At 48.7% G+C, this 16,486-nt stretch carries 16 protein-coding genes; 8 read left to right on the plus strand and 8 right to left on the minus strand.

Annotation, left to right across the window (positions count from 1 at the left end; all coding sequences use genetic code 11):
• Positions 1–85: 85 nt before the first annotated feature.
• Entirely contained in the window at positions 86–1,576 is a 1,491-nt protein-coding gene (locus tag EDC32_RS05485) for a cobyric acid synthase (protein ID WP_246026852.1), read from the plus strand.
• Between the two features lie 106 nt (positions 1,577–1,682).
• Here EDC32_RS05485 and EDC32_RS05490 read toward each other — a convergent pair whose 3' ends face one another.
• The 5 genes from EDC32_RS05490 to EDC32_RS05510 all read right to left on the minus strand — a co-directional run bounded on the left by EDC32_RS05490 (position 1,683) and on the right by EDC32_RS05510 (position 5,916).
• Positions 1,683–2,171, minus strand: coding sequence for a hypothetical protein (locus EDC32_RS05490; RefSeq protein WP_132220314.1), 489 nt, complete (start codon positions 2,169–2,171; stop codon positions 1,683–1,685).
• 54 nt (positions 2,172–2,225) lie between these two features.
• Positions 2,226–2,762 (minus strand): NAD(P)H-dependent oxidoreductase, encoded by a 537-nt coding sequence (locus EDC32_RS05495; protein ID WP_170176047.1) that lies wholly within the window; start codon positions 2,760–2,762, stop codon positions 2,226–2,228.
• Between the two features lie 65 nt (positions 2,763–2,827).
• Positions 2,828–3,259 carry a MarR family winged helix-turn-helix transcriptional regulator gene (locus tag EDC32_RS05500; protein ID WP_132220316.1) on the minus strand — a complete coding sequence of 144 codons (432 nt, stop codon included), beginning with the start codon at positions 3,257–3,259 and terminating at the stop codon, positions 2,828–2,830.
• 399 nt (positions 3,260–3,658) lie between these two features.
• Positions 3,659–5,017 (minus strand): amino acid permease, encoded by a 1,359-nt coding sequence (locus EDC32_RS05505; RefSeq protein ID WP_132220318.1) that lies wholly within the window; start codon positions 5,015–5,017, stop codon positions 3,659–3,661.
• A 155-nt stretch (positions 5,018–5,172) separates the two neighbouring features.
• Positions 5,173–5,916 (minus strand): pseudouridine synthase, encoded by a 744-nt coding sequence (locus tag EDC32_RS05510; protein ID WP_170176048.1) that lies wholly within the window; start codon positions 5,914–5,916, stop codon positions 5,173–5,175.
• Positions 5,917–6,113: 197 nt separating this feature from the next.
• On the opposite strand from EDC32_RS05510, the gene EDC32_RS05515 reads away from it, so the two are divergent.
• Both EDC32_RS05515 and trxB read left to right on the plus strand, forming a co-directional pair.
• Positions 6,114–6,749, plus strand: a complete 636-nt coding sequence (locus EDC32_RS05515) for a DsbA family oxidoreductase (protein ID WP_132220322.1) — start codon at positions 6,114–6,116, stop codon at positions 6,747–6,749.
• Positions 6,750–6,974: 225 nt separating this feature from the next.
• A complete protein-coding gene (trxB, locus tag EDC32_RS05520) occupies positions 6,975–7,919 on the plus strand; it encodes a thioredoxin-disulfide reductase (RefSeq protein WP_022739031.1) in 945 nt (314 codons plus the stop codon).
• Positions 7,920–8,146: 227 nt separating this feature from the next.
• Here the strand turns inward: trxB and EDC32_RS05525 are convergent, their stop codons facing one another.
• Together EDC32_RS05525 and EDC32_RS05530 are read right to left on the minus strand one after the other, a co-directional pair.
• On the minus strand, positions 8,147–8,476 hold the full coding sequence (locus tag EDC32_RS05525) for a DMT family transporter (protein WP_132220324.1): 330 nt from the start codon (positions 8,474–8,476) through the stop codon (positions 8,147–8,149).
• 139 nt (positions 8,477–8,615) lie between these two features.
• The gene (locus tag EDC32_RS05530; RefSeq protein WP_132220326.1) at positions 8,616–9,941 is read right to left on the minus strand and encodes a VWA domain-containing protein; all 1,326 of its coding nucleotides are present in this window, start codon (positions 9,939–9,941) and stop codon (positions 8,616–8,618) included.
• Positions 9,942–10,252: 311 nt separating this feature from the next.
• Between EDC32_RS05530 and EDC32_RS05535 the strand changes: the two genes are divergently transcribed.
• Entirely contained in the window at positions 10,253–12,463 is a 2,211-nt protein-coding gene (locus tag EDC32_RS05535) for a ribonucleoside-diphosphate reductase subunit alpha (RefSeq protein WP_132220328.1), read from the plus strand.
• Between the two features lie 26 nt (positions 12,464–12,489).
• Entirely contained in the window at positions 12,490–13,521 is a 1,032-nt protein-coding gene (locus EDC32_RS05540) for a ribonucleotide-diphosphate reductase subunit beta (RefSeq protein ID WP_132220330.1), read from the plus strand.
• A 33-nt stretch (positions 13,522–13,554) separates the two neighbouring features.
• On the opposite strand, the gene EDC32_RS16280 is transcribed toward EDC32_RS05540, so the two are convergent.
• Positions 13,555–13,719 (minus strand): hypothetical protein, encoded by a 165-nt coding sequence (locus EDC32_RS16280; RefSeq protein WP_157053463.1) that lies wholly within the window; start codon positions 13,717–13,719, stop codon positions 13,555–13,557.
• Between the two features lie 70 nt (positions 13,720–13,789).
• Here EDC32_RS16280 and EDC32_RS05545 point away from each other — a divergent pair, with 70 nt between their 5' ends.
• The 3 genes from EDC32_RS05545 to nagB all read left to right on the plus strand — a co-directional run bounded on the left by EDC32_RS05545 (position 13,790) and on the right by nagB (position 16,486).
• Positions 13,790–14,200, plus strand: a complete 411-nt coding sequence (locus EDC32_RS05545; RefSeq protein WP_246026853.1) for a pyrophosphohydrolase domain-containing protein — start codon at positions 13,790–13,792, stop codon at positions 14,198–14,200.
• A 370-nt stretch (positions 14,201–14,570) separates the two neighbouring features.
• The gene (nagA, locus tag EDC32_RS05550; protein ID WP_132220332.1) at positions 14,571–15,758 is read left to right on the plus strand and encodes an N-acetylglucosamine-6-phosphate deacetylase; all 1,188 of its coding nucleotides are present in this window, start codon (positions 14,571–14,573) and stop codon (positions 15,756–15,758) included.
• Positions 15,759–15,763: 5 nt separating this feature from the next.
• The gene (gene nagB, locus EDC32_RS05555; protein WP_132220334.1) at positions 15,764–16,486 is read left to right on the plus strand and encodes a glucosamine-6-phosphate deaminase; all 723 of its coding nucleotides are present in this window, start codon (positions 15,764–15,766) and stop codon (positions 16,484–16,486) included.

Here is a 16,486-nt window from a genome sequence, read left to right on the forward strand (position 1 = left end):
ACATGATGGTCTTCTGGGCTAAGATAAGCGAGATGTACGAAGGTCATGCTGATGATTCCACTTGATATCCAAAGGGGAGGATATATTGAAGACGATCATGATCCAAGGCACTGCATCTGATGTGGGAAAAAGCGTGATTTGTACGGCGCTATGCCGGCATTTTTATGAACGGGGTTATCGGGTGGCGCCTTTTAAATCGCAAAACATGTCTTTAAACTCTTATGTGACGCGTTCAGGTCATGAAATTGGCCGGGCACAAGGAGCCCAAGCGGAGGCGGCAGGGATTGAAGCGACATACGACATGAATCCCATTCTCCTCAAACCGAAAGGGGAGATGGTGTCGGAAGTGATCGTGCATGGGAAGCGATGGGCGGATATGCCAGCAATGACGTACCGTGCTCGGACGTTGGAGGAGATGTTGGAACCGGTGCGGGCATCGCTTGCGCGTTTGGCGGAACAAGTGGAGGTATTGGTGATTGAAGGGGCGGGTAGCCCAGCTGAAATTAATTTGAAAGATCGTGATATTGCCAATATGCGAGTTGCCGAGCTGGTGGATGCTCCCGTCTTGTTGGTGGCGGATATCGAGCGGGGTGGGATGTTTGCGTCTTGTGTAGGAACCTATGAACTATTGACGGAAGAGGAGCGAAAACGGGTTAAAGGATGGATCGTCAATAAGTTTCGAGGAAGCAAAGAATTGTTGGAATCCGGCCTGGCTTGGCTGGAAGAGAGGACTGGTGTTCCAGTTCTGGGGGTTCTGCCGACCATCCGGATGGAAGTAGATCCAGAAGATTCTCTCGCTTTGCAAAACATGCGCGGCGATCAACAAGCGGAAGGGGACAAGCTGGATGTGGCAATTGTATGCCTGCCCTATATTTCCAACTTCACTGATTTTGTGCCGTTGTCCCGTCAGTCGGCATGCGCTGTTCGTTACGTGCAGTCTGTGGATCAGTTGGGTGCGCCGGATGTGATCATCCTTCCAGGCACCAAAAACACCATACATGATTTGCAGTGGCTGAAAGCGAATGGCTGGATGGAAGCGATCCTACAAGCTTATGAACGCGGGTCGTTTGTCGTTGGCATTTGCGGTGGATATCAGATGTTGGGTCGTGTGCTGCGGGATGAAGGGCAGATCGAGGGTGCTGGCGGGGTGGAGTCAGGGTTAGGTTTGCTAGCGGTGGAGACCGATTTTGTGCCGGTCAAAGAAACAAGGCAACAAACAGGGTGCCTGCTAGCGGAGTGGGCTGATCAAGTGGAAGTGTCCGGTTATGAGATACATCTGGGGCGCACCACCAGGGGAAAGGGTGTCATGCCGTTGTTGCGTTGGGTCGATGGAAGAGAAGACGGAGCGATATCTGCCGATGGACGGGTCATGGGGACGTATTTGCACGGGTTGTTTGACAATGGACGCTTTGTGCAAAAGTGGTTGCAGTTTATTGGAGACGAGAAGGGGTTGACGCTCGCCTCAGACCCTGCCGTCGACCGCCAACAAGTGTATGCCGATTTGGCAGTGTGGTTGCGCCAGCATGTGGATGTGGAGCGAATCGAAAGAATCATGGGCATACACACAGACAGATGATAAAAGTCTTGAATGAAAAATTGGTCAAGCCTTTGATTTGACGCATACGTACCCAAATCAAAGGCTTGTTTTTCTTCAAGAGGGTTCTTGCTCGCGGCCAGCCGATTCACTCGAGGGGAATGGCACTGGTAGCGATTTTTACTAGCTGTTCTTTGGAAAGTTTGTATTGTTTTTGCTTGGAGTGGTCTACTGTTGACAAAAGGTAATGAACATGGTTTTTTTTATCATTCCAATATAAGATGCCTTTTTCCTCATAAAATGCGTCGATTTCACTGGTTAGCTTTATTTTTTCCAGGTTGTTGAAAGTGGATGTACTCTCCGTGATGGTGAAATAAACCACATGTTCAGTGTTTTGTACATAATCTTGTTGGTAGCTATGTTTGTGTAATGATGAATAATGAGCCTCCATGTTTGTCGGGTTAAACGGAAGGTGTGTGGGTAAGCGCAGCTTTTTTTTGAAATGATCAGGGATGGTGTGGAGAACTTGTTTAACCTTTTCATTGGTTAACGGTTCTTTCGCTGGTGGGTCATTCTGACAAGACACCAAGAAAAGCATCATCGAAGCGAGTATGGCGATCCATGCCATTCTGATCAAATAAACCACCTTGTTTTATCCGATGTTTTAAAACAGAGGGGGATACTCCCCCTCTTAGCTCTTCGCGGTTGTCAGTGCAGGATTGAGAATATGGGCAACGTATTGTTCGGCGCCGGCTTCGATTTGTTCGTCGGTGGCGGTGTTGGCTCCATAGAAGTGGAAGGGTTCAAGATAAGTCATGCCGGTGAAATGGTTCATGGCTTTGAGAGGGAGCGTGAGCAGGTCGACTGAATAACCCATCGCTTTGTAGTTTTCCATGGGAGCGCCGATGGATACGGCTGCCACAAACTCTTTGCCATGGAGTTTGGTTCCTTCTTTGCCATAGGCCCAACCATAAGCCAACACGTCATCCTGCCATTGTTTTAACAGCGCCGGGGTGCTGTACCAATAAAAGGGGAACTGAAAGACGATTCTGTCATGTTCCATCACCAGCGCTTGTTCTTTCGCCACGTCGATGTTTCCGTCGGGGTAAGTTGCATATAAGTCATGAACGGTCACTTGTTCAGGATATTCGCGTAATTTGGCCACCCAACGTTTGTTGATGCGGGATTGGTCCAGATTAGGGTGGGCCACAATCACCAGTGTTTTCATGTGTGTCGACCTCCTGCATGGTGAGCTTATAAAAGTGTGTACAAAACAAATGATGGAGCAAAGGGTTAGTTATTTTCTTGTTCCAGTTTAGCGTTGGCGATCATCAGCCGTTTCGCCAATTGGCAACCTTCATCTACCCCGATCAAGGTTGAATAGCGTGTGTACAAGTTCTTCCAGCATTCGCGGATGGGTTCGACCAAAGCGTATCCTTTCTCGGTGGGGTACATCAAAGCGAGTTTACCCACCGCTTTCCTCTCAACCAATCCTTTGGCGATCAATTTGTCAATAAACCGGGTACCTGTCGAGGGGGCGATATGTAATTTTTCGCAACACTCCTTGAGCGAAAGACCCGGCTTTTCCGCTATGATCATCAGCAGGAAAGCGTAAGTGGGAGACAAATGGATAGAGGCAAACTCTTCTTCGGCCATTTTGGTGATGGTTCGTGAAAAGCGGCTAACGGCAATGAAAAGACAATGGCTCATTTGTTCTTCGATCATTGTAAATCGCACCCATTTCTTTGTTTGTACATACAAATGATATCGTGCCGATGCCATCGTGTCAAGTAAGTTGAGAAGGATTGCAAGAAGACCCCTTGGTTGTCTGATGTCGACGGGCGATGTTCGCCAATCGGTGGCAGGTGGGACCGTGAGGAATCGGTTCGGCCATCGCTGCGAATGTTACCTTGGTGGTGAAAAATTCAGACAATACCAAAGATCGACGCGTTGGGATGCTTATGCAAGGGTTGAGTCAATAAAGTTCAGGTTGGCTACTTTCTGTTTCAGAGTGATATCCGTTTGAGGGTGCCGACATACACTTGGTGAGTGCCACCCTTTGAACGATGTGTTTGTATTAGATAAGAAAAGGTCTCCCCAAGAATAGGGGAGACGGATATGACATTATGCGTCGTTTTTATTGTATTTGCGTACCAATTGGTAACTCAAGGCGAGAATGCCGAACCAAATGGGTGCCACATACAGGGCGATGCGGGTGCTTTCTTCCAAAGACAATAGCGCCCCCACACCGATCAAAAAGATGATGCCAATCCAGTTGGTCCAAGGTGTGCCCGGCATTTTAAACGAAGTGGGCTGGTGTTTTTGTCTGAACTTGATATGGGCGTACAAGATAATGCCCCAGACCCACAATGCACCGAAAGTTGCAACGCTGGTGATGTAAGTAAACGCTTTCTCAGGAATGAAATAATTAAGCACCACGCCAAACAACAAGACAATGGCGGACACCGTGATTCCTCGGGATGGAACTTGGCGTCTGCTCACATAGTGAAGTGCTTGTGGTGCATGATTTTGTCCCGCCAGTGTGAATAGCATGCGACCGGTACTGAAGATGCCGCTGTTACAGGAAGACAAGGCGGCAGTCAGGATGACGAAATTGATGATGCTGGCCGCGGCGGGAATGCCGATCTTGGCAAAGGTCAGTACAAATGGACTCGTCTTGCCGTCCAGTTGGTTCCATGGATAGAGCGAGAGGATCACAATCAACGCTCCGATGTAAAAAATGAGAATGCGCCAGATGATTTTATTCACTGCCGAAGGGATTGTTTTCTCCGGATTTTGAGCTTCCCCGGCGGCAATCCCCACCATCTCAACGCCCAAGAAAGCGAACATGACCATTTGCAAAGCGAACAATACTCCCGTAATTCCTTTGGGCATGAAACCGCCATGCTCCCACAGGTTGGAGAATCCGACAGCTTCTCCGTTGTTGCCCCAGCCGGTTGTGATCATGACGAGACCGACTACGATCAATACCAAGATGGTGGCTACTTTGATCAGGGCAAACCAGAACTCCACCTCACCAAACGCCTTGACGGCGATGAGGTTGACCAAATACACCGCAACGAGGGCGATGAGTGCGGGAATCCACTGCGGTATGTCTGGGAACCATGTGTTCACATAGATGCCCACAGCTGTAATTTCGGCCATCCCTGTGACGACCCACATAAACCAATACGTCCAGCCGGTGATGAATCCTGCCCATGGCCCGATCATTTCAGCTGCGTATGTACTGAAGGAGCCCGAGACAGGTTTGTAGAGGATCAGCTCTCCTAATGCACGCATGATAAAAAAGATGATAATCCCGCCGATGGCGTAAGAGAGCACCAGTGCGGGCCCTGCTGCTTGGATGGCGGAAGCTGAACCCAAAAATAATCCTACGCCGATTGCGCCCCCAATCGCGATCAGCTGGATATGCCGGTCGCTTAATCCTCGTGCCAATGACTCATTCTGCGTTTGCTTGTTCATAGACTGCCCCCTTGAATTCATTTTTGTTGGTGCATTGTTATTTTTACCATTGGGGAAGAAATTGCATCATGATTTTAACTTAGAATAAAAATCCATTCAAGTCGGGCTTGCAGGCCCCCCCCTGCGAATGGTTTACAAATGAGGGGGGGGGGATACTAGTTGCCGTTGTTTTCTCCTTTGAGCAGGGCGAGTTCTTCCGGTGTCAATTCCCGGTATTCGCCTGGTTCCAATTCGGGGTCCAAAGTAAGCGGTCCCATGGCGATCCGCTTGAGAAACACCACTTTTTTTCCGACGGCTTCAAACATGCGTTTGACCTGATGGTATTTGCCTTCGTAGATGGTTAACTCGATTTCGGATCGTGGGCCGGACGAGAGAATGGTGAGTTCGCCAGGCATCGTTACGTAGCCATCATCCAAGGTCACCCCGTGTTTAAAGGCGAGTGCGTCTTCTTCCGTAACTACACCATCTACCTCAGCGTAATAAGTTTTGGGTACGTGTTTTTTGGGAGAAAGCAACTGGTGTGACAATTTTCCGTCGCTAGTGAGCAACAGCAGACCTTCGGTATCCTTATCCAACCGTCCGACGGGAAATGGTTCAAATACGCGGTGTTCTTGTTCCAACAGGTCAGTGACGACTTCTTCATTGCGGTCTTCGGTTGCTGATATGACGCCTTGCGGTTTGTTCATCATCAAATAGATGTGCTCGCGGTAATCGATGGTGATGCCGTCGACGGTGATATCGTCCGTTTCGGGCATGACGTGCACACTCGGGTCATTCACCGCGGACCCGTTCACTTTGATCCGGCCTGCTTTGGTCAGTTTCCTAATTTCTTTGCGCGTGCCAACGCCCATGTGCACTAACACTTTATCTAAACGTTGACTTTTTCTAGTGGCCACCATGCGCCCCCTCCTGCAATCAAGATGTGTGTAAAAATGTAAGTATAATAAAAAAATCGCGGATCAATTGCCATCATAGCATATTGTGGAAGAAATGACAGGGGTTTTATCCATGTAATCGCAAATTAAGGATAGTCAGTCAGCCCTCACAATGAGTATAATAGAAAAATACCAACTTTAAAAAAGTAAGGAGCATAGGAATGATTATCGATATTTTTCATGATATTGTCTGTCCGTGGTGCCGGATCGGCAAGAAATACCTTTTCACGGCATTGGCTGAGTGGAAGCGGGAGCATGATGAAGAAGTGACTATCCGCTACCGATCCTTTTTGCTGGAACCGGATATGCCCAAAGAAGGACGCTCTTTCCAAGAGCACATGGCAGAGAAAATGGGCGGCCGGGAGCGGATGATGCAAGTGTTTGCGCAAGTGACCCGGGCCGGGGCAGACATCGGTCTCCACTTTGATTTCACGAAAGTCGAGCGGATGCCCAATACATGGTTGGCACACACTTTGCTCAAGTGTACCCCGCCAGCGCTAGTGGATGGGATGTTGGATGTCTTGCATGTGGCTGAGTTTGAGGAAGGCAAAGATGTGGGGTCATTGGAGGTCTTGCTGGAGCTGGCTGCCCGTGTGGGATTGGATTTGGATGAGGTGCGGACGGCGTTGACAGAAGATGCGAAACGGGAGGAGATTGAAGCGGATTTGGCATTGGCACGGCAAATCGGAATTCAAGGAGTTCCTTTTGTCATTATTGACGAAAAGCTGGCTTTGTCGGGAGCCCATTCGCCAGCCAACTTTTTAAAAGCATTTGCTGAAGCGAAAAAAGTAGATTAGAATGATTCTAAAAAGCAGTTTGGCACCTGCGGATGCAGGGAAATATAAGGCATGCCATGCAGGTGACGGATGGCATGCCTACAGGGATATGAATCTCGGGTGTCATATGGCTCAGCCTTGTATGAAAAACATCTTGCTGGATGCCGGGGCTGGGTTAAAATAAATGTTGGTTGATGCATTTTCAAGATACATATCGCATCAACCAGGCAGTAGGAGGCGGAAAAGATGAATAAAGTGATTGTTCTAGGCACGGGGCCAGCTGGTTTGACGGCGGCTATTTATTTGGCACGCGCCAACATGGAGCCGTTGGTGATTGAGGGGCCAGAACCGGGTGGGCAATTGACCACGACAACCGAAGTGGAGAATTTCCCGGGTTTTCCTGATGGCATCATGGGGCCGGAGCTGATGGATAACATGCGCAAACAAGCCGAACGTTTCGGTGCTCGGTTTAAGCGGGGATGGGTGCAGAAAGTCGATTTGTCGAAACGTCCGTTCACGTTGTACATGGGGGAAGAGCGCATTGAGACGGAAGCCTTGATCATTTCCACAGGAGCTTCGGCCAAATTGCTTGGTATTCCGGGTGAGAAGGAAAACATCGGGCAAGGGGTAAGCACATGTGCCACTTGTGATGGGTTCTTTTTCAGAGGCAAGAAAATTATCGTGGTCGGCGGCGGCGATTCGGCGATGGAAGAAGCTAATTTCCTTACCCGCTTTGCCACAGAAGTGACGTTGGTGCATCGTCGCAACGAGCTTCGCGCGTCTAAAATCATGCAAGATCGGGCCCGTAAAAACGAAAAGATCAAATGGAGTTTGAACCGCACGCCAGTCGAAGTGATCCGCGGCGAGCAAGGTGTGACGGGACTGAAAGTGAAAAACAACGAAACCGGTGAAGAGGAGATCATTCACACCGACGGCATTTTTGTGGCCATCGGACACAAACCAAACACCGATTTCTTGGAAGGCCAACTGGAGATGGATGAGGCGGGTTACCTCAAAGTGGAACCGGGAACAACCAAAACCAATGTGCCAGGCGTATTTGCCTGCGGTGACGTGCAGGATCATGTGTACCGGCAAGCGATCACTGCTGCTGGCTCGGGGTGTATGGCGGCGTTGGATTGCGAACGCTTCCTTGAAGGTGATGCCGTGCACGATTGGAGCAAGTCCTTATAATCTGTCGTAGACGATCATGAACAGGGGGATGTCCGACCATCACCCTGTTTTTTCTTATCTATATGATAAACAAGTTTGTTGAACAAACTAAATGCATGACCATGCCAGTCAGCGACACTGGAAGAAGGATAAAGACTTTGACATCGTCTAAAAACGGCGAAATATCTACCGTAAATAATCAATCAAATGAGCAGGCCAATTTTTATGGTTGGCCTGCTCATTTGATTTCAAGTAGAAGGTTGGTTAAAGAGATTCACCATCACACTGCCGACAATGATCAGTACGATGCCGGCCATCTGGACCAGTTGTAATTTCTCGTTCCACAGTAAATTGGCGACAAGAATGGTACCGGCCGTTCCCAATCCGGACCAGACGGCATAGGCGATCCCCAAGGGAATTTGTTCTAAACTGATGGTGAACAGATAAAAAGCGATTCCGTAGCCGATGATCACGATCAAGGTCGGGAGCAATCGGGTGAAGCCGGCAGACTCTTTGAGCGCACAGGTTGCGATAACTTCGCTGATGATTGCGATCAAGAGCAATAACACGGATTTCATTATCCCACCCCAAATTGGAGATGCACACGAATGGAGACAAACGAGCAAAAAACTTGGATATATATTCTAATTATACAATAAATTACATTAAAAGTGAACGGAAATTTTAGAATAGAACATAAACGTTGGTGTCGTGATGTTAGTTTTCCATCGCTTTTCTCATTTGGCGAGCCCCTTCATCCCAAATGTTGCTCCATGCCTCCCAACCGCTTTTTTGGATGGCTGCTTGCAAAGAGCGGCGGGTTTCCGTGCGATAGGCGTCAAATTGGTCGCTTCGCTCCTGGATGAGCTGTTTCAATTTATCTCGCTGTACGGGGGGATAGCCAGTTTGTTCCAAATAGCGCAATGCCAATTTCATCCGGTTTATTTCTCGGTCCGCGGTTGATTTCCAACGCATCAATAAACGATCCAGCTCGCTTATTTTTTGCTGGCGCATCCGGAGCGCCTCGCTTCCGTTTTTCCGGCCCCAATGCAACCATTCACGCATGAGCCGCTGGTGTTCGGCATCCAAAAAACGGTCCAACTCTTCACCGCTGTCTACATAAGTGAAGGTGCCCATACCGGCTTCGGCCATCTGTTTTAAAGCTTTTTGTCCTGCATCGTTGATGCGAAATCCGATCACATGGACGTGAGGGCGTATCGCGCTTTGGCGAAGTTGAGACATGAGTTGAACCGGATTTCCGCCGCACGTTTCCTCACCGTCGCTGATTAGATATAGATGGACTTCTTCAGCTTGAGGTGGAACATCTTTTTGTACTGCGGCCAAGCTGGCGGCGATGGGTGTCCAACCGCTAGGGCTTATGGCGTCGAGCGCTTGGGAAAATCGGGTGGCGTTGTAAGTGGATGCGGGAAAGATGGCTTCTGTGCTTCGGCATGAGAGCGCTTTGTCCCTAGCTTGGTTTGTGCCCTTGTGGCCGTATACTCGTAGGGAAATGGTAGCCGCCGGGGGCAATTTGCTGACAAACGTAGCGATTGCTTTTTTGGCGCTTTGCATTTTTGTGCTGGCATTCACTTTTTCAGCCATGCTTCCGCTGGCATCAAGCAGGATGGCGAAGTGTGTCGGCTTTTCTAAAATGATGGTATTTGCTGGTTGTTGTGTTGTGGGATTGATATCCGTAGAAAAATTGGCAGTTTCCATGACCAAGCGCCGATAATCTTCGTGGAACCATTGTAGCAATTGGCTGAAAGTAGCGTCTGCCGATTGGGTTCGCTTCACGGTGGCTAACCGCGCCTGAAGTTTATTTTCTGTAAACTGAGAGCCGTGCAGATCGCCTGGTTTGCGCATGAGGGTTTGTTCAAAATCGGTGAGTTGCCGTTTGAGTATGGGTTGCGGTGCGGTTGCCCGCAGGGAGATGGCTGACGCTCGCTTGGACGCGGATGGAGTGGAGAGCTCAGCTGGTGCACATGCGGTCAAGCACAAGGCTATGATGATGGCTAACATGAAAGAGCGTTGACTGTGAAGCAAGTGGATCGCCTCCTAAAAGTCAAAAAATTTTTTGGAGATTAAACTACGCCAAAGTATGTTATTATGTTGCTTTGTTGAGTCTTACTATTTTTTGATAATGAAACGTGTTGATCTGGTTTTATTAATATATTTCAAGTGTTAGTCAAACCTGAGAGAGAGGAGTTTAAAAGAGAAAAAAGACAAAAACAGATGGTTATGTCTTAATGGTTCCTCGTATTTCTTTTTTCCTCCTTTTTTTCGATTTGGCACAATATCTTGTATTAGCTATACTACTAAAGCGACTATATATAGTAGAACGGACGTGATGATCCATGATCGATATTTCTGTTGATAAGCTGACGCGCTACCGTGGCTTAATCGATGATGCGTGTGCGCGTTTTCCTCATTTAAACAAAGAACAATTGATTGAAGATGCGGCGATGCAGTTGCGAGACAACATGAGCGACAAAGAAGTGTTGCAAATCGTCATCCAAGCTGCTGTTGAAAAAACGAGCGTCGAAGAGCCGGACTGGCAATTTGTCGCTGCCCATCTGCTCGCCCATGGCTTGTATGAGGAAGCGGCCCAAAACCGGGGATATAAAGCGCAGGATAAATACGGCAATCTGCATGCTCTGGTACATAGCTTGACGGAAAAGGGCTTGTACGGAAAATATTTGTTGGAGCGTTACACGAAAGCAGAGCTGGATGAGCTGGAGAAGTACATTAAGCCTGAGCGGGACTATCTATTCAATTATATCGGATTAAAAGTGCTGGCGGACCGGTATATCGTGCGTGACTATGATGGGAAAGTGATGGAACTGCCTCAAGAGCGTTTCATGGTGATCGCTATGCATCTGGCGCAAAACGAAGTCGACCGTGTCGGTTGGGCCAAGCAGTTTTATGATGTGCTGTCCAAGCTGGAGATGACAGTGGCCACCCCGACGCTCAGCAATGCGGGTAAACCGCTACACCAGCTGTCTTCATGTTTTATCGACACTGTGGATGATTCCCTGTGGTCGATTTACAATACCAACTCCGCGACGGCGCAAGTGTCCAAACACGGCGGCGGAGTGGGGATTTACTTGGGTAAAGTGCGTTCCAAAGGATCAAAAATCCGCGGTCACAAAGGGGCTTCCGGCGGTGTGATTCCATGGATCCGCAACTACAATAACACGGCCGTGGCTGTGGATCAGTTGGGTGTGCGCCGAGGAGCATTCGCCATTTACTTGGATGTGTGGCATGCTGACATCCTCGATTTCCTCAATTTGAAGACGAACAACGGGGATGATCGCCTCAAAGCTCATGACATTTTCCCTGGTGTATGCATTCCCGATGTGTTTATGGAACGGGTGAAAGCGCGGGAGAACTGGTATCTGTTTGATCCCCATGAAGTGCGCGAAGTGATGGGCTATTCCATCGAAGATTATTGGGGAGAGGAGTTCACTCGCCGCTATGAAGAATGCGTAGCCAACCCGAACCTGCACAAGACCGAGATTCCGGCCATCGAGATCATGAAGCGGATTATGGTGAGCGCATTTGAGACCGGAACGCCGTTTATTTTCTTCCGTGATACGGTGAACCGAGCTAATCCCAACAAGCACAAAGGGGTTATTTATTCTTCAAACCTCTGCACCGAAATCTGCCAAAACATGTCACCGACTGAATTAATCTCTGAAGAACTGGAAGACGGCGTGATCGTCACCAAACAAAAGCCAGGTGACTTCGTCGTGTGCAACCTGTCTTCGATCAACTTGGGCCGGGTGAAAAGCAAAGATGACATTGCCCGTATCGTATCTGTACAAATGCGGATGTTGGACAATGTAATCGACCTCAACATCTATCCCGTAAAGCAAGCGGAATTGACCAATAAGAAGTATCGGGCAGTGGGATTGGGCACCAGCGGCTACCACCAATACTTGGCACAACGGAAAATCATGTGGGAATCAGAAGAGCATGTGAACGAGGCGGATGAGCTGTTTGAAGAGTTGGCGTACCATGCGATTCGCAGCTCAATGGAAATCGCTAAAGAAAAAGGGCATTATCCGTTGTTTGAAGGAAGCGAATGGCAGACCGGAGAGTATTTTAAACAGCGTGGTTATACCGATGAGCGTTGGCAGAAACTACAGGCAGAAGTGGCTAAGCACGGTATGCGCAATGCGTGGGTATTTGCCGTAGCTCCAACCGGGTCCACATCGCTGATCGCAGGCTCAACTGCGGGCATTGATCCAGTGTACGCCAAGTATTTCGTTGAAGAAAAACGCGGTGCGGTCATTCCGCAAACAGCTCCCAACCTGAGCCCTGAAACAACATGGTATTACAAAGAAGCGCATGCAATCGACCAACATTGGAGCATTCGGGCGGCTGGAAGACGGCAACGTCATATCGACCAATCGCAATCCTTCAACTTGTATATCACACCAAACACCACCGCGCGCGAATTCTTGGATCTGTACATGGATGCGTGGAGCAACGGCTTGAAAACGATCTACTATGTGCGTAACCAATCATTGGAAGTGGAAGATTGCGTGAGCTGTTCTTCCTAACAGAAGCAGTAGAAAGGTGATAGGGCATGAAATTAGAACGCAAAAAGATATTTAACGAACACGGGCAACGGGGAACCCAACGTATGATCAACGGCAACACCACCAATCTGCGCGAGTGGAACCGGATCAAATATGACTGGGCGCACAAGCTGTATCGAGCCATGCTGAACAACTTCTGGATTCCCGAAGAGATCCCGCTGGCGAGTGACGCAAAACAATTCATGGAATTGTCGCCAGCGGAAAGACGAGCATTTGACAAGACGATCTCCTTTTTGAACTTCCTGGATTCGATTCAAGGGGAGAATTTGCCCAACATCAATGAGTATGTGACGGCGCCAGAAGTAAGCTCCCTGTTGAACATTCAAGCGTTTCAAGAGGAGATTCACGCTCAATCTTACAGCTATATCTTGGATAGCGTCTGTTCGCCGGAGACGCGCGAAAACATTTATGACGAGTGGCGTAACGACGAACACCTTTTGCGCCGGAATCGGTTTATCGCCGATTTGTACCAGCAGTTCGTTGATGACACAAACGACAAAAACTTTGTTCGCACATGTATGGCTAACTTCTTGTTGGAGTCTTTGTACTTCTACAGCGGATTTTCCTTTTTCTATGCGTTAGCACGCCAAGGGAAGATGACCGCTACGGCGACGATCATCAAGTATATCCAACGGGATGAACTCACCCATGTCGTTTTGTTCCAAAACATGATCAAAGAGTTGCGTAGCGAAAATCCGGACTTGATCACTCCGGAGTTTGTTGAAGAGTTGCGTGAGATGACACGGACGGCAGTGGAGCATGAGATCGCTTGGGGCCAATACATCACCAACAATGAAATTCAGGGGCTTAACAATGACGTGTTGGAACGCTACATTAAGTATTTGGCGAATGAGCGGTTAAGCCGATTGGGCTTTGAGATCCTGTATCCGGAGATTACTTCTCATCCTATGAAATGGGTGGAAAGCTTCTCTAACTTGAATGCGACCAAAACAGACTTCTTTGAACAGAAAGTAACCAACTATTCTAAGGCAAGTTCACTTGATTTCGGCGATCTGTGAATATGAAAGCACCTCCCTGCCAGGGAGGTGCTTTCATATGGGGATCGGATTGAACAACAAGGTAAGCGCGGCAGCACACAAAGAGAGGCGATAAACGAAATCAAACCAATTCTGCACTCGGAACAGCTGATAGGCGTTCAAGAGGGAATGAATGGTGATAAATACTAGAGCGATTTGAAATAAGAGCAACCACATCAAATCCTCACCTCCTGGTAACGAAATTATTCAATGTGGGCTAGGACTATGCAAATGAATGGAGGCCATCTTTATGAATAAAGCATGGAAAGATGTGAAGGCGTTTCATGAAGCGTTTAATGTCCCTGTACAAGAAAAGCCGTGTAAATTGGAACAGGATCGCGTGCACAAGCGGGCTGATTGGATGATGGAGGAGATCCGAGAGTTTCTGGAGGCAAAAACGCTAACTGAGCAAGCGGATGCCATGATTGATGTCATGTATCTGGCGCTGGGAACACTCGTCGAAATGGGTGTGCGGCCGGAAGAGCTCTTCCGCATCGTGCACGAAGCCAACATGTCTAAATTGTGGGAGGATGGCAAGCCACGCTACCGGGAGTCAGATGGGAAAGTGATCAAGCCTCCGACATGGCAAGATCCCGAGCCATTGCTAAGGATGGAGATTGCGCGACAACAATCAGAATGCGATGATAAGCAGGAAAAATAGAAGAGCAAATGATCTTGATCTTAAGCGGCCGGGAACACCACCTCGGCCGTTTTTGCATAGGGAATTTACAGGCAGGGGATAGTATGGTGGGAAATTTGATACGGGTGGGCCTAGGATGTGTCTGGCAAGTCTGGTTGGTGGGGAAGAAACGGAAAAACCACCTTTTCTCTAGGAGTGCAGATGCACAAGTGAAGCGAACGAGAAAATGGTTTTGAAGCCGCTGCCCAATTCATCAGACACGCCCTAGACTAAGCCATTTGTTCCCGATGTCGCGGACAGGTGATCTGGCGAAAGGGGACAAGTGGTATAGACAACTATACATGATGGTGATACACTTAAATTGTAACGAAAGGAAAAAGGAGATAATCATATGAATCCGGTTTCCCCACTTATCATAAGCAATGTAACGATTTTTACGGAGAATGGAAAAATCACACCTGGATATATTGAACTAGTCAATGGCAAAATCAAAAATTTCGGACCGATGGATCACATGCCAGATTTTACAGACGCACAAGTGATCCAATTATCAACGGAACACCAAGTTCTGCCTGGCATGATTGATGTCCACATCCACGGAGCCGCTGGTGCGGATACCATGGATGCGACATTGGAAGCGCTTGACACGATGGCCTCACACTTGCCAAAAGAAGGCACAACCTGTTTTCTGGCGACGACGATTACACAAACGCACGAGAATATCGAGGCTGCGCTGATCAATGCGGCTGACTTCATTGAACGGCATCAGGTGCCGGGGAAGGCGGAATGCGCAGGGATTCACTTGGAAGGGCCGTTCATAAACAAGAAGCGCGCCGGCGCGCAACCCCCAGAGTATATTGTCCATCCCGACCGGGAACAATTCGCCAAATGGCAGTCCATGGCCCGAGGGCACATTCGATTGGTCACTTTGGCTCCGGAAGAGCCGGGTGGGCTTGAATTGACACGTTATCTCAAAGAAACAGGGGTTATTGCGTCCGTGGGCCATTCAGACGCCTGTTACCAACAGATCAGCGAGGCGATTGACGCAGGCTTAAGCCACGTCACTCATCTGTTTAACGGCATGAGAGGGTTTCACCATCGTGAACCGGGTGTCGCTGGTGCAGCGCTGGTGCGCGACGAATTGATGGTCGAGATGATTGTTGACGGAATTCACATCGAACCAAACAGTGTAAATGTCGCGTATAAGGCCATTACTCCAGAACGAATCATCCTTATCACCGATTCCATGCGGGCCAAATGCCTAAAGAGCGGGACATATGATCTCGGCGGGCAGGAGGTCACGGTATCGGATCGTGATGCCCGGTTGGCTGATGGGACCTTGGCCGGTAGCATTTTGAAAATGAAAGATGCGCTGAAGAATATGCATCAATTTGTTGACTGCACCATGGAACAATTGATTCAAATGACGGCGACTAACGCTGCCAAAGAATTGAACTTATATGATCGCAAAGGAAGCATTGCAGTGGGAAAAGACGCAGATCTTGTGATCCTTGATGAACAAATGGATGTATTCATGACGATTTGCCGCGGGGCAATCGCTTATCAAGCAAAGGAGTAGTAGTAATGGAGATCATCAGAGCAACAGATTATGACGACCTATGCGAAAAAGCGGCGGCGATGCTCATCTCCCAAGTCCAGCAGAAGCCGAATGCGGTGTTGGGTTTGGCGACGGGGGCGACACCGACCGGGATATATCAGAAAATGGTTTCCGACCATCAAGAGCGGGGAACATCGTATGCTGGCGTGCGTACATTTAACTTGGATGAGTATGTCGGTTTAGCGCCGGAACATCCCAGCAGTTTTGCCTGTTATATGCGGAAGCAATTGTTTGACCGGATCGATATCCCAGAATCACAGACACATATTCCCTCTGGCGTAGCGGCTGATTTAGAGCAGGAATGTCGCCAATATGAAGAGGCCATACTGGCAGCCGGAGGCATTGATATGCAGATTCTGGGGATTGGTATGAATGGGCATATCGGGTTTAATGAACCCGGCACTCCTTTTCAATCGGTTACACATGTAGTGACGTTGACAGAGTCGACGAAACAGGCGAATCGCCAGTATTTCGATGACGAGGAGACCATGCCTTCACACGCGATCACCATGGGTTTGGCGACGATCATGCGAAGCAAACGCATTGTGTTGTTGGTGTCCGGCAAACATAAGGCGCCTATTTTACACCGTTTGTTAAATGAACCTGTATCGGAGGATTTGCCAGCATCCATCTTGAAACAACATTCCCATGTCACCGTGATTGCGGATGCGGACGCTTGGGATCAGTAG

Source organism: Laceyella sacchari, assembly GCF_004343255.1.
Lineage (GTDB): Bacteria > Bacillota > Bacilli > Thermoactinomycetales > Thermoactinomycetaceae > Laceyella > Laceyella sacchari.

What these genes read in the sequence shown, in the direction of transcription:
- EDC32_RS05495 (WP_170176047.1), bottom strand. Translation starts at nt 2,762, where the DNA reads ATGAAAACACTGGTGATTGTGGCCCACCCTAATCTGGACCAATCCCGC.
- EDC32_RS05500 (WP_132220316.1), bottom strand. Translation starts at nt 3,259, where the DNA reads ATGATCGAAGAACAAATGAGCCATTGTCTTTTCATTGCCGTTAGCCGC.
- EDC32_RS05505 (WP_132220318.1), bottom strand. Translation starts at nt 5,017, where the DNA reads ATGAACAAGCAAACGCAGAATGAGTCATTGGCACGAGGATTAAGCGAC.
- EDC32_RS05510 (WP_170176048.1), bottom strand. Translation starts at nt 5,916, where the DNA reads ATGGTGGCCACTAGAAAAAGTCAACGTTTAGATAAAGTGTTAGTGCAC.
- EDC32_RS05515 (WP_132220322.1), top strand. Translation starts at nt 6,114, where the DNA reads ATGATTATCGATATTTTTCATGATATTGTCTGTCCGTGGTGCCGGATC.
- trxB (WP_022739031.1), top strand. Translation starts at nt 6,975, where the DNA reads ATGAATAAAGTGATTGTTCTAGGCACGGGGCCAGCTGGTTTGACGGCG.
- EDC32_RS05525 (WP_132220324.1), bottom strand. Translation starts at nt 8,476, where the DNA reads ATGAAATCCGTGTTATTGCTCTTGATCGCAATCATCAGCGAAGTTATC.
- EDC32_RS05535 (WP_132220328.1), top strand. Translation starts at nt 10,253, where the DNA reads ATGATCGATATTTCTGTTGATAAGCTGACGCGCTACCGTGGCTTAATC.
- EDC32_RS05540 (WP_132220330.1), top strand. Translation starts at nt 12,490, where the DNA reads ATGAAATTAGAACGCAAAAAGATATTTAACGAACACGGGCAACGGGGA.
- EDC32_RS05545 (WP_246026853.1), top strand. Translation starts at nt 13,790, where the DNA reads ATGAATAAAGCATGGAAAGATGTGAAGGCGTTTCATGAAGCGTTTAAT.
- nagA (WP_132220332.1), top strand. Translation starts at nt 14,571, where the DNA reads ATGAATCCGGTTTCCCCACTTATCATAAGCAATGTAACGATTTTTACG.
- nagB (WP_132220334.1), top strand. Translation starts at nt 15,764, where the DNA reads ATGGAGATCATCAGAGCAACAGATTATGACGACCTATGCGAAAAAGCG.